Origin of the sequence: Streptococcus sp. 1343, assembly GCF_013277355.1 — a bacterium.
GTDB classification, from domain to species: Bacteria; Bacillota; Bacilli; order Lactobacillales; family Streptococcaceae; genus Streptococcus; species Streptococcus pseudopneumoniae.
The window spans coordinates 52,591-69,204 of sequence record NZ_VMMT01000028.1 but is presented as its reverse complement, the minus strand read 5'-3'; the positions used below and the strand labels follow the sequence as shown (position 1 = coordinate 69,204).

Sequence of the window (16,614 nt, the reverse complement as noted above, 5' to 3'; positions counted from 1 at the left end):
TTCAATCTCCTACACGAGGTAGTAGTGGCCTGACAGAGCCCTGATCTGTTAATCTATGAAAAAGAAGGAATAAATGACAATTGAAAAAACCAATTATTGAATTCAAAAACGTCTCTAAAGTTTTTGAAGACAGCAACACCAAGGTTCTCAAAGATATCAACTTTGAGTTGGAAGAAGGGAAATTCTACACTCTTTTAGGCGCATCTGGTTCAGGGAAATCAACTATCCTTAACATCATTGCAGGTTTACTGGATGCGACAACAGGAGATATTTTATTGGACGGTGTCCGAATCAATGACATTCCAACCAACAAGCGTGACGTCCATACCGTCTTCCAATCCTATGCCTTATTTCCACATATGAATGTGTTTGAAAATGTTGCTTTTCCGCTCCGCTTGCGTAAGATCGACAAGAAAGAAATCGAGCAACGCGTAGCGGAAGTTCTCAAGATGGTTCAGTTGGAAGGGTATGAAAAACGATCCATTCGTAAACTCTCAGGAGGACAACGTCAGCGTGTGGCTATTGCCCGTGCCATTATCAACCAACCCCGTGTGGTTTTGTTGGATGAGCCTTTGTCAGCGCTGGACTTAAAATTACGAACAGACATGCAGTACGAACTGCGTGAACTGCAACAACGATTGGGCATTACCTTTGTCTTTGTCACTCACGATCAGGAAGAAGCCCTGGCCATGAGTGACTGGATTTTCGTTATGAATGATGGCGAGATTGTTCAGTCTGGAACTCCTGTGGACATCTACGATGAGCCAATCAACCACTTTGTTGCCACCTTTATCGGGGAGTCAAATATCTTGCCAGGTACCATGATTGAGGACTACTTGGTTGAGTTTAACGGCAAACGCTTTGAAGCAGTCGATGGGGGGATGAAGCCAAATGAGCCTGTCGAGGTTGTCATTCGTCCAGAGGACTTGCGCATTACCCTGCCTGAAGAAGGCAAGCTCCAAGTTAAGGTGGATACCCAGCTCTTCCGTGGGGTGCACTATGAAATTATCGCCTATGACGAACTTGGAAATGAATGGATGATCCACTCAACTCGTAAGGCCATCGTTGGAGAGGAAATCGGTCTGGACTTTGAGCCAGAAGACATCCATATCATGCGTCTCAACGAAACTGAAGAAGAGTTCGATGCTCGTATCGAAGAATACGTGGAAATCGAAGAGCAAGAAGCAGGTCTGATCAATGCAATCGAGGAGGAAAGAGATGAAGAAAACAAGCTCTAAACTCTTTGTAGTTCCCTACATGCTCTGGATCGCCCTCTTTGTCCTGACACCCTTGGTCTTGATTTTCGGACAATCCTTTTTCAACATTGAAGGCCAGTTTAGTTTAGAAAACTATAAATCTTACTTTGCGTCACAAAACTTGACCTACCTAAAAATGAGCTTTAACTCTGTACTCTATGCAGGAATTGTGACCTTTGTAACCCTGCTCATCAGCTATCCGACAGCCCTCTTTTTGACCCGTCTCAAGCACCGTCAACTCTGGCTCATGCTGATTATCCTACCAACTTGGATCAATTTGCTCCTTAAAGCCTATGCCTTTATCGGAATTTTTGGTCAGAATGGCTCTATTAACCAATTCTTGGAATTTATCGGAATCGGCTCACAACAGTTGCTTTTTACCGATTTCTCCTTTATCTTTGTCGCAAGCTACATCGAGCTTCCCTTTATGATTTTGCCGATTTTCAATGTCTTGGACGATATGGATAACAATCTCATCAATGCCAGCTACGACCTTGGTGCGACCAAGTGGGAAACCTTCCGTCATGTCATCTTCCCTCTATCTATGAACGGAGTGAGAAGTGGGGTCCAATCGGTCTTTATCCCAAGTTTGAGTCTCTTCATGCTGACCCGTTTGATTGGTGGGAACCGCGTTATCACGCTGGGAACAGCCATTGAGCAAAACTTTCTGACCAATGACAACTACGGTATGGGTTCTACCATCGGTGTGATTCTCATCCTGACCATGTTCATCACCATGTGGGTAACTAAGGAAAGGAGAGAACGATGAAAAAATTTGCCAATCTATATCTAGGACTGGTCTTTCTTGTCCTCTACCTGCCGATTTTTTACCTGATTGGCTATGCCTTTAATGCAGGCAATGACATGAATAGCTTTACAGGCTTTAGCTTGAGCCATTTTAAAACCATGTTTGGCGATGGTCGTCTTATGTTGATTGTAACTCAGACCTTTTTCTTGGCCTTCCTGTCAGCCTTGATTGCGACCATTATCGGGACTTTTGGAGCTATTTATATCTACCAGTCTCGTAAGAAATACCAAGAAGCCTTTCTATCACTCAATAATATCCTCATGGTTGCGCCTGATGTTATGATTGGTGCCAGCTTCTTGATTCTCTTTACTCAACTCAAATTTTCACTTGGCTTTTTGACCGTTCTTTCTAGTCATGTGGCCTTCTCTATTCCTATCGTGGTCTTGATGGTCTTGCCTCGACTCAAGGAAATGAACGGCGACATGATTCATGCAGCCTATGACTTGGGAGCTAGTCAATTTCAGATGTTCAAGGAAATCATGCTTCCTTATCTGACTCCGTCTATCATTGCAGGTTACTTCATGGCCTTCACCTATTCGCTAGATGACTTTGCTGTGACCTTCTTTGTAACGGGAAATGGCTTTTCAACCCTGTCCGTCGAGATTTACTCTCGTGCTCGCAAGGGGATTTCGCTAGAAATCAATGCCCTGTCTGCCCTTGTCTTTCTCTTTAGTATTATCCTAGTTGTTGGATATTACTTTATCTCACGTGAGAAGGAGGAGCAAGCATGAAAAAACTCTATTCATTTTTAGCAGGAATTGTAGCCATTATCCTTGTCTTGTGGGGAATTGCGACTCATCTCGATAGTAAAATCAATAGCCGAGATAGTCAAAAACTGGTTATCTACAACTGGGGGGACTATATCGATCCAGAACTCTTGGAGCAATTCACAGAAGAAACAGGCATCCAAGTCCAGTACGAGACCTTTGACTCCAACGAAGCCATGTATACCAAGATTAAGCAGGGTGGAACGACTTACGATATTGCCATCCCTAGTGAATACATGATTAACAAGATGAAGGACGAAGACCTCTTGGTACCGCTTGACTATTCAAAACTTGAAGGTCTTGAAAATATTGGACCAGAGTTCCTCAACCAGTCCTTTGACCCAGGCAATAAATTCTCCATCCCTTACTTCTGGGGAACCTTGGGAATTGTCTACAATGAAACTATGGTAGATGAAGCGCCTGAACATTGGGACGACCTTTGGAAACCAGAGTATAAAAACTCTATCATGCTCTTTGATGGGGCGCGTGAGGTACTGGGACTGGGGCTCAACTCCCTTGGCTACAGCCTTAACTCCAAGGATCCACAGCAATTGGAAGAGACAGTAGATAAGCTCTATAAACTGACTCCAAATATCAAGGCTATTGTGGCCGACGAGATGAAGGGCTACATGATTCAAAATAACGCTGCTATCGGTGTGACCTTCTCTGGTGAAGCCAGCCAAATGTTAGAAAAAAATGAAAATCTACGCTATGTAGTACCGACTGAGGCCAGTAACCTTTGGTTTGACAATATGGTCATTCCAAAAACAGTCAAAAACCAAGATGCAGCCTATGCCTTTATCAACTTTATGTTGAAACCCGAAAATGCTCTCAAAAATGCGGAGTATGTCGGTTATTCAACTCCAAACCTACCAGCTAAGGAATTACTCCCAGAGGAGAAAAAAGAAGATAAAGCCTTCTATCCAGATGCTGAAACTATGAAACACCTAGAAGTTTATGAGAAATTTGACCATAAATGGACAGGAAAATATAGCGACCTCTTCCTACAATTTAAAATGTATCGGAAGTAGGATATATGAAAACGGATCAGTCACGCTGGTTCGTTTTTTTAACTCTTTTTCTTTGCAATAACAATATTTTATGGTATAATGTAAGCGTAAACACAAACACAAGAAACTCTCTAAATATTCTATGCTTTTAAAAAAGATAGGAGGAATAAATCATGAAAAAGAATTTTATGATTTTCTTAACAGCAGTTGCTAGTTTATTGTTTTTAACAACATTTTCAACTACAAAGGCAGATGAAAATATTGACAATAACGGTAGTTATGAAACAAGAACATCTTTAGTAATGAAAGTTGGGGATTCTGCTACACAAGTATTTACAGATAATTCTGGGGAAGAAAATGTAATTACCGTTACAAAGGTTGCTGACAGACCTCGAACCAGTTTTAGATGGGCACAAGTTGGTAGTGAAAAAGCTAGTAACGGAACTTATCATATAAGTTACAGACGCGGGATATTTAACTGTGGCTTCTATATCACAATAGATACTCGTAACATTACCAGCGCATATGATTTATGGTATTTCCATCTAGTAGGCACAAACTCCGCAAATTTAGTGCATGAAAGTAATAGGAGAGCAACAGCATATTTCACATTTCAACTCAGTGTTCCTTGGATTAACGGCCCAAGTTGGGACGGAGCTCTTCGAGCAGAGCTCGACGCAGACTATCTAGTTACACTGGTGAAGTAAAATGGGAATGTTTGGTTTGATGACAGTCGCTCTTACTATAACTCTCTTTCTAATCATCATTTTTTTAATAGTAAAAAATATTAAGAAATAAATAACTTTAAAATATTTAGAGAGCAGATAAAAGACACCAAAACTAAATAATTTGGTGTCTTTTATTATGAAACATTCGAAAACTTGGGATAAAAGTTGGGATAAAAAGAAAAATGGCAGTAAGAAAAAGTATATTCTGAAAAAGTAATCTGAGATGTAGGGAATAGGTCTGATTAAATGGAGATCATTTCCAGTTGACGCAAGCTTAAAAAAACGGTATAATAAGAAAGTTGAGAATTGATTTTCTCTTGTCTTAGTCCAGAGAAATGGCGGTGCTGCGAGCCATCTAAGCTAGGAAGTCATGCTACTCAATCATACAATTGCATAAGAACAAGAGAATGACAAGTTCATTGAATGAAGGTGGTACCGCGGTTTTTCGCCCTTCGTGATATGAGCTTGTCTTTTGATTTTTTGGAGGTGTTGATGAAAACATTTCTTGTCAAACAAAAGTTTCGTCTTGGAGGCGAACGCTTCGCTATCAAGGACGACAGGGGAGAAATCGCCTATCAGGTAGAGGGATCATTCTTTAAGATTCCCAAAACTTTTACCATCTATGATGATAATGGTGAACAGGTCAGTCAGATCAGTAAAGAAATCTTGACCTTGCTTCCTCGTTTTGAGATTCAGCTTCGGGATGGCTCGAGTTTTGTCATTCGTAAGAAGTTGACCTTTTGGCGAGATAAGTATGAGTTTGATAATTTAGGTCTTCGTATCGAGGGTAATATCTGGGATTTGGATTTCAAATTGCTGGATGATCGCGATCAGCTGATTGCGGAAATTAAGAAGGAACTCTTCCATTTGACCTCTACCTATACCGTAACGGTTCTTGAAGACGCTTATGCAGATCTAGTCATTTCCCTCTGTGTCGCGATTGACTATGTGGAAATGCTAGAAAGCCAATCACATTAAACAAGTAAATAAGGAGACGATATGAAACAACTATCTAGTGCACAAGTACGCCAAATGTGGCTTGACTTCTGGGCGACCAAAGGTCACTCAGTAGAACCATCAGTGAGCTTGGTTCCTGTAAATGACCCAACTCTTTTGTGGATCAACTCTGGGGTAGCAACCCTTAAGAAATACTTTGACGGGACCATTATTCCTGAAAATCCACGTATTACCAATGCTCAAAAGGCTATCCGTACCAACGACATCGAGAACGTAGGGAAGACTGCACGTCACCATACCATGTTTGAAATGTTGGGGAACTTCTCTATTGGAGATTACTTCCGTGACGAAGCTATCACTTGGGCTTATGAGCTTTTGACAAGCCCTGAATGGTTTGATTTCCCTGCTGAAAAACTTTACATGACTTACTATCCAGATGATAAAGATTCTTACAACCGCTGGATTGAAGTGGGAGTGGACCCAAGTCACTTGATTCCAATCGAGGACAACTTCTGGGAAATCGGTGCGGGACCTTCTGGACCTGATACAGAGATTTTCTTTGACCGTGGAGAAGCCTTTGACCCAGAAAATATCGGTCTTCGTTTACTTGCAGAAGATATTGAAAACGACCGTTACATCGAAATCTGGAACATCGTTTTGTCACAATTTAACGCAGACCCTGCTGTTCCTCGTAGCGAGTACAAGGAATTGCCACACAAGAACATTGATACGGGCGCTGGTTTGGAGCGTTTGGTGGCGGTTATCCAAGGGGCTAAGACAAACTTTGAAACAGACCTCTTCATGCCAATCATTCGTGAAGTCGAGAAATTGTCTGGTAAGGTTTATGACCAAGATGGCGACAACATGAGCTTCAAGGTCATCGCTGACCACATCCGTTCACTTTCATTTGCCATCGGTGATGGTGCCCTTCCAGGAAATGAAGGTCGTGGTTATGTCCTTCGTCGTCTTCTTCGTCGTGCTTCTATGCATGGTCAAAAATTGGGTATCAACGAGCCTTTCCTTTACAAACTCGTTCCAACTGTTGGAAAAATCATGGAAAGCTACTACCCAGAAGTGCTTGAGAAACGTGACTTTATTGAGAAAATCGTTAAGAGCGAAGAAGAATCATTTGCCCGTACCCTTCACTCAGGTCAACACTTTGCCCAAGGCATTGTAGCAGACTTGAAAGAAAAAGGTCAATCTGTTATCGCTGGTTCAGATGTCTTCAAACTCTATGATACTTATGGGTTCCCAGTTGAATTGACTGAAGAAATCGCTGAAGAAGCTGGTATGACTGTAGACCGTGAAGGTTTTGAAGCAGCCATGAAAGAACAGCAAGAACGCGCGCGTGCGTCAGCTGTCAAGGGTGGCTCAATGGGTATGCAAAATGAAACTCTTCAAAACATCACTGTAGAAAGTGTCTTCAACTACAATGCTAGCCAATTGTCTTCTAAATTGGTAGCTATCGTGGCGGACAATGCAGAAGTAGAAGCTGTTTCAGAAGGAACTGCCTCTCTTATCTTTGCGGAAACGTCATTTTATGCTGAAATGGGTGGACAGGTAGCTGACCACGGACAAATCTTGGATGAGTCAGGTAAGGTTGTGGCTACTGTGACCAATGTTCAAAAAGCACCAAACGGACAAGCTCTTCACACTGTTGAAGTCCTTGCACCGCTTGCCTTGAACCAAGAATATACTTTAGCAATTGATACAAATCGTCGTCACCGTGTTATGAAAAACCACACTGCTACTCACTTGCTTCACGCTGCCCTTCACAATATCCTTGGAAACCATGCGACACAAGCAGGGTCACTTAATGAAGTGGAATTCCTTCGCTTTGACTTTACCCACTTCCAAGCAGTGACTGCTGAAGAATTGCGTGCGATTGAACAGCAAGTTAACGAGAAAATTTGGGAAGCACTTGAAGTGAAGACAGTTGAAACGGATGTTGACACTGCTAAAGAAATGGGAGCTATGGCCCTCTTTGGTGAGAAATACGGCAAGGAAGTTCGTGTCGTGACTATCGGTGACTACTCTATTGAACTTTGTGGTGGTACTCATGTTGGCAACACTTCTGAGATTGGTCTCTTCAAAATTGTCAAAGAAGAAGGAATCGGTTCAGGAACTCGCCGTATCTTGGCAGTGACTGGTAAGGAAGCCTTTGAAGCCTACCGTGAACAAGAAGATGCTCTTAAAGCTGTCGCAGCAACTCTTAAAGCACCTCAACTTAAAGAAGTCCCTCACAAGGTAGAAGGACTTCAAGAACAACTTCGTCAATTGCAAAAAGAAAATGCTGAGTTGAAAGAAAAAGCCGCAGCTGCAGCCGCAGGCGATATCTTCAAGGATGTTAAGGAAGTCAATGGTCACCGTTACATTGCTAGCCAAGTGTCTGTATCAGATGCTGGTGCCCTTCGTACTTTTGCGGATAACTGGAAACAAAAAGACTACTCTGACTTGCTTGTCCTAGTTGCCGCTATCGGTGATAAAGTCAATGTCCTTGTAGCAAGCAAGACAAAAGACCTTCATGCAGGAAACCTTGTCAAAGAATTAGCACCAATCGTCGATGGACGTGGTGGTGGTAAACCAGACATGGCCATGGCAGGAGGAAGCAATCAAGCTAAGATCCAAGAATTGTTGGATGCAGTAGCAGGTAAATTGTAAACTCGATTATTAATTCTTTGATAATTTTAAAAATTAAGAGTTGAAAAGATATTGTTAAGAGAGTATTCTTATGAAAAGAAAAATTTATGTTGCTTTAAGTATATTTTTTGGTATGGGAACAATTGGATTTGTATTTGATTCCAAAAAAATTATTGACCAGCTAGGCTTCCAACAATTTATATCTCAAATTATTTTTAGTTCCGTATTTACTTTCCTTTTCTATTGGTTGTATATTAAAGATAGTAAAAAAGCTATAGCTGTTAATAGTAACAGAGATACAATAAATAAACCGATAGATGAAATATACTCATCGACCTCATCGATTGAAATACCAATAAGTGTAATAGAAGAAGAGCGAAATAAAATTAAATTAAATAAATTCAAAAGAAAAAATAATGAAATTCTCAAGTTTATTGTTGCGTTCTTTATTCCTTGGATTGGTTGGATTTATTTAATTTATAGGCTTGTTCGATATAATATGAAAAAACATTACTTTTTAAGTGATGAATTTATTCGGAATAAAATACAAATCGATTCTTTTGTTACAGAATATAATGAAATAGCTAAATATGTTGAGAAGTTTGATGAGGTAAGCTTACAATCTACAAGTTTTGATAAATATAAGTATGCTCATGTAGCTAAAGGACAAAATACAAGTTTGTATAATATTCAACGTGATAGGAACGTTATTGATTATCAATCTAAATATGTTTATAATGCTTCACTACAAGTTGTTAGAAATGCAGAGTTAGAACCTTTTAAGTATTTATGTAAGTATTTTGATTTTAAGCCTAACGAAGAAAATCTACAGCGTATTCAAGAAATTGGTGAACAAGTATCACGATTTCTTAATGCTAAAGAGAATCTTGATAATAGATTGGCAAGAATTTTAAATAGTTTAAATCCTCCACAGTTTATTTTAAAGTATTATAAAGAAGAATTTTTATATTATATCAACATTGAAGTTCCCCAAATTAATTTTAATTTTCCTACCTATACTTTTCAATATGTTAGTGCAGGTGGTAATTCTAGTCAAGTTACTTCAATTACACTAAATGAGGAAATAATTGAATTATTAATTACTTATATGGATGAGCAAGTTAAGTATAAGAAAAGTGCTAAAGCTCAACGTGCATTAATGACTAAAAAATTACGTGAGTATGTCAAAGAAAGGGACTGTTATACTTGCCAATATTGCGGAGCATCTACTGCTCAACAAGATTTATTATTGCTAGAAGTGGATCATATTATTCCAGTTTCAAAGGGTGGAATGTCTACGGAAAGTAATTTACAAACATTATGTTGGAAATGTAATAGAACAAAATCAGATAAAATTTTATAGATTTAGATGAAAATTATAATGTTTGAGAACAGAACGTGTCAATTAGTGATATAATTTTTAACAAAAATATAGGTTGTTTAAAGATCTATCCATTTGGGTAGGTCTTTTTGTGAATGCAAAAAAGCCAAATCCGATTGGACCTGGCTGGATTATTATGAGTTATTAGATTGTATTGGCTGCCCAGACACTTACGGATCTAGCTGAGACTGGGAATTGTCCATAACCTTCCTCATCGATTGTAACATGACTTTGGTGGTTTCCAAGTAAGTCTATGAAAGTTTGGTTAGCCCATTCTTGGCCGACAAACATTGACTTGCTGCTTTCTTGGTTATTTGAGATAAGGACTGCGATTGGGGATTGATGTTCAGCACCTGAACGTACCCAACCGATACAGTTTGCGTCATCAAAGTAGTCTGTTTGCTCTCCATAGGCCAAATCTTTTCGGATGGCTAGGAGACGGTCAAGGACTTCTTTGAAATCTTGTTGAGCATATTGCCCTGAAATCCCATAGTAGTCGCCGTAAAAGACACATGGAAGGCCATTTTGGCGTAACAGAATGAGGGCATAGGCTGCTGGTTTGAACCATTCTTCAACGGTAGACTCAAGAGCCTGACCTCGTTGTGTATCGTGGTTGTCGACAAAAGTCACAGCCTTGTCAGGTTTGAGTTCAACCAAGCTATCTGTGAAAATGCTACGAAGATCGTAGTTGGAACCTGCTCGACTAGCATCAAAGAGATTCTGGTGGAGACGAACATCGACAAGATCGAATCGTTCTTCCGTTTTTTCAAGATAGTCTAGGTTGGCTTCCTTGTCTGGGTTCCAAAATTCACCAAAAACATAGAAATCCTCACCGTATTTTTCCTTTATATCACGGATGAAATTGCTCATAAAGAAAGAGTCAATGTGTTTAACGGCATCCAAGCGGAAACCAGCTACACCAGTCGTTTCCATGAACCAATCAGCCCAGTCATAGATATTTTGGATGACTTCAGGATGCTTAAAGTCTAGATCAGCATACATGAGGTAGTCGTAGTTACCGTTTTCATTATCGACCAATTCCTCGTTGGCCCAGCCCTTATTATCCCCTTGGATGAGATAAATCCCAGACTTACGACGTTTGGCATCATAGTCTGTACCTGTGAAGTGGTACCAGTGCCAGTGGAAGTCATTGTAGGTATTTTGGCGACCATCGAAGGTAAAACTAGTCCAGCCATTGATGGTGAAGGGTTCTCCGAGTTCGACTGTACGGTCTACAGGGTCCACTTCGATGACCTGAAAGGCTTCCATGTGATCGGCCGCAGCCTTGTGGTTGAGTACCACATCAGCCATAGGCTGGATTCCCTGTGCTTTTAGGGCTTGAATGGTTTGAAGATAGTCTTCTTTAAAACCATACTTGGTGCGGACAGTCCCTTTTTGGTTGAACTCTCCTAAGTCAAATAAGTCATAGACCCCATAACCTACATCTTTTTCATTGGTAGCCTTGAAGGCTGGTGGCATCCAGACATGGCTGATACCGAGATCAGCTAGGTGTGGAGCATCTTCAGCTAGACGCATCCAGTGCTGACCGTCATGGGGCAGATACCATTCAAAGTATTGCATGAGTGTTTGATTTTGCATGATGTTTCCTCTTACTTGTCAATCTTGTTCTTTATTCTATCATAAAGTATCTCTCAGCGCAAACGTTTGCGTAAGAAATAGAAGGAAACTATTGTATCTACTTAAAATAAAGTGTTGATTTTTTTGTATCAAAGTGCTAGTATAATAGTATGTAATATAGATAAAGATAGGAGTCATCCCATGATTGAATTTCAAAATGTTAGTAAGTTGTATGGTGATAAAGAGGCTTTGAACAATCTCAATTTGCAGATTGAAAATGGGGAGATTATGGGTTTGATTGGCCATAACGGTGCTGGAAAATCGACTACCATAAAATCCCTAGTCAGTATCATTTCACCCAGCAGTGGTCGTATTCTGGTAGATGGTCAGGATTTATCGGAAAATCGTTTAGCTATCAAACGAAAAATTGGCTACGTAGCAGACTCGCCTGACTTATTTTTACGTTTAACGGCCAATGAATTTTGGGAATTGATCGCCTCATCCTATGATCTGACTAGCTCTGACTTGGAGGCTAGTCTAGCTAGGCTATTGAGTGTTTTTGATTTTGCTGAAAATCGTTATCAGGTTATTGAAACCCTTTCTCACGGAATGCGTCAAAAAGTCTTTGTCATTGGGGCACTCTTGTCTGATCCCGATATTTGGGTCTTGGACGAACCCTTGACAGGTTTGGATCCCCAGGCTGCCTTTGATTTGAAGCAAATGATGAAGGAACATGCACAAAAAGGCAAGACAGTCTTGTTTTCAACCCATGTCCTAGAGGTAGCTGAGCAAGTTTGTGATCGGATTGCCATTTTGAAAAAGGGACATTTGATTTATTGTGGTAGCGTAGAGGACTTGAGAAAAGACCATCCAGACCAGTCTTTAGAAAGTATCTATCTTAGCCTTGCTGGTAGAAAAGAGGAGGTTTCAGATGCGTTTCAAGGTCATTAAAAAATTAGTTGATATCAATATCCTTTATTCATCTCAAGAAGCTAATCTGGCTAACCTACGAAAGAAGCAGGCTAAGAATCCTGGGAAAAAAGTAAATGTTTCCGCTAGAGTTCTAAGTTCTTACATTTTTTCTAGCCTCTTGATGCTCTTTTTTTTTAAGTAATATAGCCATTCATTTTCCTTTTGAAGAAATGCCTGTTTATTTTGGTTTCATGGTTACTATTTTACTAGTGGTTGCCTTTTCAACTTCTTTAACGGCCTTTTATAATGTCTTTTATGAGAGTAAGGATTTGGTATCGTATAGACCCTATGCCTTTAAAGAATCAGAGATTATAATTGCTAAAGGACTGTCTGTTCTCTTGCCAGCTCTAACTGGAATTGTACCAATCCTAGCTTATTTTCTAGTCCTCTATATTAGGCTAGCACCTTCTCTTTGGCTGGGCTTGCCTTTGATGCTACTGTCCTTGGCCTTATTATTTGTCTCTGTTACTTTAGTGATGGTAGTGGCAGTACATTTCTTGGCTCAGACTAGGGTCTTCAGAAAGTATCAGTCTATTTTTTCGAATGTGATGATTGGGATAGGAGTTCTCATACCTTTAATATATGTCTTCTTTCTACAGTCGACTTCTGGACGTATTGTTGACAAAGTTAGAGACATTCCATTTCTCCTTTATCCTATTCATCTCTTTTACAAAATAGCAGTGGAGCCTTTTTCGACAGAAGCCATCCTGGGTCTGCTCGCTTGGATAGGACTAACTCTCTTCTTGCTTTACTTGAGCAAAAAGAAGGTTTTTCCTCGTTTTTATGACGTGATTCTGCTTAACAGTGAGGAGAAGGTCAAGAAAGAACGTCGCAGTAAGGAGAGAATTTCAACTACTAAAAAGGGATTTTTCCGTATGGTTTTACGCTACCACCTCACCCTCTTGGGACAGGGGACTGGCGTGATTACAGTGCTTTTTACAAGTGCTTTCCTTCCTTATCTCATGATGATCGGTCTGATTTCCAAAATCCGAGATTCTCAGATAGTTCCAGACATTCATCCTCCATACTGGTTACCCTTGTTTTTTGTAGGAGTGTTTATAGCAGTTGTCAATAACAATATCACCAGCCTGCATTCAATTGCCTTGTCCTTGGAGAGAGAAAATGTTGATTTTCTTAAGAGTTTACCCTTTGACTTTGCTCGTTATGTGAAAGTGAAATTTTGGATTATATTTGCTGTCCAGTCCTTTTTACCAGTTCTGACTTTACTTGGCCTTTCTCTATATCTAGGCTTGCCCATCCTTTCGATGATTTACCTTCTTGTGGCATGGATCCTTGCCAGTGTCATCCTTTCTTGCCACCATTACCTTAAGGACGTGAAAAATCTGTCAACCAATTGGAGTAGCATTACGGACCTGGTAAACCGTTCAAATCGTATAGTAGCAATAGTTTTGATTTTTATTTATAGTGCAATCTTAATGGCCCTTGTAATAGGGAGCTTATTCTTGGTTCGGTCTCTCGTCCCTGTCCTTGCCATCAGCTTGGGAGTAGGAGTTCTTATCCTCTTGCTTGCTCTTGCTATTTTTGGCTATCATTACTACCTGTCACGCATATTGGCAGAAATAGAAAAAAGATGAGCTAGTTGGTCGCTTGCTTGATAAATTCAATTCGACAAACGCTTTTATAGTTTGTTAGAATGTAGTTGTAAATGATTAAGATTGGTAATCAAAAATATATAGGGAGGAATGTTTTGAATAAGAAATATAACATAGTTCTATTTTTGTTGTTTATAGTTTATTTATTGGGATATTTTTCAATTTCAAAAACTTTCATTCCTATAATGTGTGTGATCCAAGTATTTTTGATAGAACATATATTTAAAGTTCGAAATAGAATGATGCAAATAGGTGAAATTTTAATTATTGTTGCTTCTATGATATTATTTATTGATAGTATATTGAGTTTGTAACAAAAGTCTTCTCTATAGAATCAAATTTTCCAGATACCTGCTGAGGCTGATTTATCTTCTCTCTATGCCTTCTCATCTTTATTCTACTATCTACGTCACTAAACTTGACAGACACATATTGCAGGTACAGCCTCTCCAGCTACAATCTCAAAGTTAATACTCTTCGAAAATCTCTTCAAACCACGTCAGCTTTGCCTTGCCGTAGATATGGTTACTGACTTCGTNNTTGAGCTGACTTCGTCAGTCTTATCTACAACCTCAAAGCAGTGCTTTGAGCAGCCTGCAGATCGCTTCCTAGTTTGCTCTTTGATTTTTGTTGATAAAAAGAAATGCTCCTCCAAGACGGAAGAGCATTTTTTATTGTGATTTTGATTCGGTTTCAGCCGACTCTGGGTGGAGTTCTTGGTAACTTGGTGCCTTGAAAAGGTCAGTACTAGTTTTGCCTTGTCGTTGGCTAAAGAGGCTGGTTGACTGACTTCCTTTTTCTTGCTCAATCTTTTGCAGAATGGGCAAGGAATTGAGGTAAGAAATACTTTCTGTATCAACTTTTCCAAGATGATCTGCTTGGTAGAAACGGATCAAATCGCCAGTTTGAATCTGGTCGCTGATTTTCAGCTGTTGACTAGCTGCTTGACGAACAATTTCTAGTTCAGTCTGAGTTTGTTCATCAAGATTGCTGATTTCAAGACCACTTTCAGTGTAGTAGGTTCGTCCGTCGTAGCTGGTATATTTGGGTGTGACGAAGGAATTGGCAGTTCGAAAGGCAACGATTTCTTGATGGTCTGGAGACAGAAGGTCTTGCCCAACTTGAAGGAAGGAACTGGACTCAATACCAAGGAGGTGTTCGAGAGTCGGTAAGATATCGATTTGTCCACCGTAGGTATTGATGATTTGTCCTTTTTCATAGCCAGGCATGACCACCATAAAAGGCACTCGTTGCAACATGGCATTGTCGTAATTCGACCAGTTCTCAGAAGTCTTTCCAATCAAGGGTGCCAGCTCAGGATTGCGGGAGTTGGAAATACCATAATGGTCTCCGTAAATGACGATGATGGATTTTTCATAGAGGCCACTTTCTTTGAGATAGTCAAAGAAGGCTTTAATGGCACTGTCCAGATAGTTGGCTGTTTGGAAGTAGCCATTGATTGTTTCATCTTTGGTCTTAGCCAGTGGGAAACCAAGCTCATCGCCAGTCAGATTGCTAGCATAGGGATAGTGATTGGACACCGTGATATACTTGGCATAAAAAGGCTGCTGCAAATGCTCCAGATACTGAATAGAATCTTTCATCATGATTTTATCATTTAAACCATATTGGAAAGAATTGCTACTGTCTTGCTTGGTGAAGTAGGATGCATCAAAGAAGTATTGATAGCCCCATTGTTTGTAGGTCGTATTTCGGTTCCAGAAGGTCCCAATATTACCGTGAAAGACAGCACTTGATTGATAGCCATTTTTTGTTAGGATAAAAGGCGCTGCCTGCTGGGTATTGGTACTTCCATAGTTGACCATAAAGGAACCTTGGTCAAGTCCAAACAAACCAGTCTCTAGCATGGTTTCCGCATCTGAGGTTTTACCAGCCTTGACTTGGTTAAAGATATTCGAAAAGGCTAGTGTAGATTGCGAATGGTAGAGGGAATTAAGAAAGGGAGTGACTTCATGCTCAGTTCCATCTAGGTTGAGTTTATAGTCAAGTAGGAACTGCTGGAAGCTCTCCAAGTGGAGATAAATCACATTTTTTCCTTTGGCCAAGCCAAAATAGTCTGGATTGGGCTTAGCCGAATGCTCTTGAATATAATCTGTAATAGGTTGAAGGTCAGTCTCAGAGGCCTTAGCCCGTTCTTTATTAGCGCTATAGGATTGGTTGGCACTATAGCCTAAAAAAGCTGGTAAACTGAGGGCGCGGACAACATAATAATTCGAAAATCCTCGCGATAGGAGATCGGGACGCTCAATTTCAGCCAAGAAAAGGTTAGCTGAAAAGAGCAGGGCAGAGAGAGCAGTGATGGCAACACTGGAGCGGAATTTGAAAGGTCTCCTATCCAGCTGGATGAATTTTTTATAGAAAAGGAAAGCCAGCAGTGGGAAATCCATAAAATAGATGAAATCCCAAAAGCGCAGTAACTCTAATTCTGCAGTACCAACAGACACCTTGCTGACCACCTTCATGGTATTAGCCGTGATAAAGTCACTAAATTCTCGATAGTAAAAGACGTTGGAATAAAGCCAAATGAATAAAAGGCTATAAATAGCTATACTCAGACCATAAAAGATTTTGGTTGACCGAGCATAGAGGGCTAGAGCCAGCAGGAGTAGCCCCAAGGGAAGGGGATTGAAAAAGGCGATAAAGGCAAGGTAATTTCCCTGCAACTTGCCCACTTGAATATCTAAATTAAAGTCAACGGCATAGGCTAATAAGGTTTTGAGCCAATAGAGGATTAAAAGGGTTAGGACAAAACCCAGTCTGGTACCCATGGCTTTTTGGATTTTGTTAAAATTGCTTTTCACACATTTACTTCCTAATTTTTTATTAGTATTAGTATACCATTTTTTAAAAGAAGAGTAAAAAAGCAAGGGTAGTTTCTTTTTT

12 protein-coding genes and 1 pseudogene are annotated in these 16,614 nt (G+C 40.1%); 11 read left to right on the top strand and 2 right to left on the bottom strand.

Translation table 11 applies throughout. The annotated features are described in order from the left end of the window. The first annotated feature begins 80 nt into the window (after positions 1 to 80). The 8 genes from HT709_RS04925 to HT709_RS11770 all read left to right on the top strand — a co-directional run bounded on the left by HT709_RS04925 (position 81) and on the right by HT709_RS11770 (position 9,529). Positions 81 to 1,238, top strand: a complete 1,158-nt coding sequence (locus HT709_RS04925) for an ABC transporter ATP-binding protein (protein WP_000742900.1) — start codon at positions 81 to 83, stop codon at positions 1,236 to 1,238. Further along, positions 1,219 to 2,025: an ABC transporter permease gene (locus HT709_RS04920; protein ID WP_138700326.1), complete on the top strand. Its 807-nt coding sequence runs from the start codon at positions 1,219 to 1,221 to the stop codon at positions 2,023 to 2,025. Before HT709_RS04925 ends, HT709_RS04920 begins: the two co-directional genes overlap by 20 nt. Further along, a complete protein-coding gene (locus tag HT709_RS04915; RefSeq protein WP_000712740.1) occupies positions 2,022 to 2,795 on the top strand; it encodes an ABC transporter permease subunit in 774 nt (257 codons plus the stop codon). Before HT709_RS04920 ends, HT709_RS04915 begins: the two co-directional genes overlap by 4 nt. Continuing rightward, entirely contained in the window at positions 2,792 to 3,862 is a 1,071-nt protein-coding gene (locus tag HT709_RS04910; RefSeq protein ID WP_138707307.1) for an ABC transporter substrate-binding protein, read from the top strand. The genes HT709_RS04915 and HT709_RS04910 overlap by 4 nt, the downstream gene beginning before the upstream one ends. A gap of 152 nt (positions 3,863 to 4,014) precedes the next feature. Then, positions 4,015 to 4,548, top strand: coding sequence for a DUF5626 family protein (locus HT709_RS04905; protein ID WP_023939050.1), 534 nt, complete (start codon positions 4,015 to 4,017; stop codon positions 4,546 to 4,548). Positions 4,549 to 5,061: 513 nt separating this feature from the next. Beyond that, on the top strand, positions 5,062 to 5,547 hold the full coding sequence (locus HT709_RS04900) for an LURP-one-related/scramblase family protein (RefSeq protein WP_138700324.1): 486 nt from the start codon (positions 5,062 to 5,064) through the stop codon (positions 5,545 to 5,547). Between the two features lie 21 nt (positions 5,548 to 5,568). Beyond that, positions 5,569 to 8,187, top strand: coding sequence for an alanine--tRNA ligase (gene alaS, locus HT709_RS04895; RefSeq protein WP_138700323.1), 2,619 nt, complete (start codon positions 5,569 to 5,571; stop codon positions 8,185 to 8,187). 70 nt (positions 8,188 to 8,257) lie between these two features. Then, on the top strand, positions 8,258 to 9,529 hold the full coding sequence (locus HT709_RS11770; RefSeq protein WP_055356678.1) for an HNH endonuclease: 1,272 nt from the start codon (positions 8,258 to 8,260) through the stop codon (positions 9,527 to 9,529). Between the two features lie 162 nt (positions 9,530 to 9,691). Here HT709_RS11770 and HT709_RS04885 read toward each other — a convergent pair whose 3' ends face one another. Continuing rightward, positions 9,692 to 11,146, bottom strand: a complete 1,455-nt coding sequence (locus HT709_RS04885; protein WP_138700322.1) for an alpha-amylase — start codon at positions 11,144 to 11,146, stop codon at positions 9,692 to 9,694. Positions 11,147 to 11,326: 180 nt separating this feature from the next. On the opposite strand from HT709_RS04885, the gene HT709_RS04880 reads away from it, so the two are divergent. The 3 genes and pseudogenes from HT709_RS04880 to HT709_RS12165 all read left to right on the top strand — a co-directional run bounded on the left by HT709_RS04880 (position 11,327) and on the right by HT709_RS12165 (position 14,024). Beyond that, complete coding sequence (locus HT709_RS04880) at positions 11,327 to 12,076, top strand: ABC transporter ATP-binding protein (RefSeq protein ID WP_119948164.1); 750 nt, start codon at positions 11,327 to 11,329, stop codon at positions 12,074 to 12,076. Then, positions 12,057 to 13,692: pseudogene (locus tag HT709_RS04870) on the top strand (hypothetical protein). Before HT709_RS04880 ends, HT709_RS04870 begins: the two are co-directional and overlap by 20 nt. A 71-nt stretch (positions 13,693 to 13,763) precedes the next feature. After that, positions 13,764 to 14,024, top strand: coding sequence for a hypothetical protein (locus tag HT709_RS12165; protein WP_000590367.1), 261 nt, complete (start codon positions 13,764 to 13,766; stop codon positions 14,022 to 14,024). A 357-nt stretch (positions 14,025 to 14,381) separates the two neighbouring features. On the opposite strand, the gene HT709_RS04865 is transcribed toward HT709_RS12165, so the two are convergent. Continuing rightward, positions 14,382 to 16,499: an LTA synthase family protein gene (locus tag HT709_RS04865; RefSeq protein WP_172925569.1), complete on the bottom strand. Its 2,118-nt coding sequence runs from the start codon at positions 16,497 to 16,499 to the stop codon at positions 14,382 to 14,384. Positions 16,500 to 16,614: the final 115 nt, after the last annotated feature.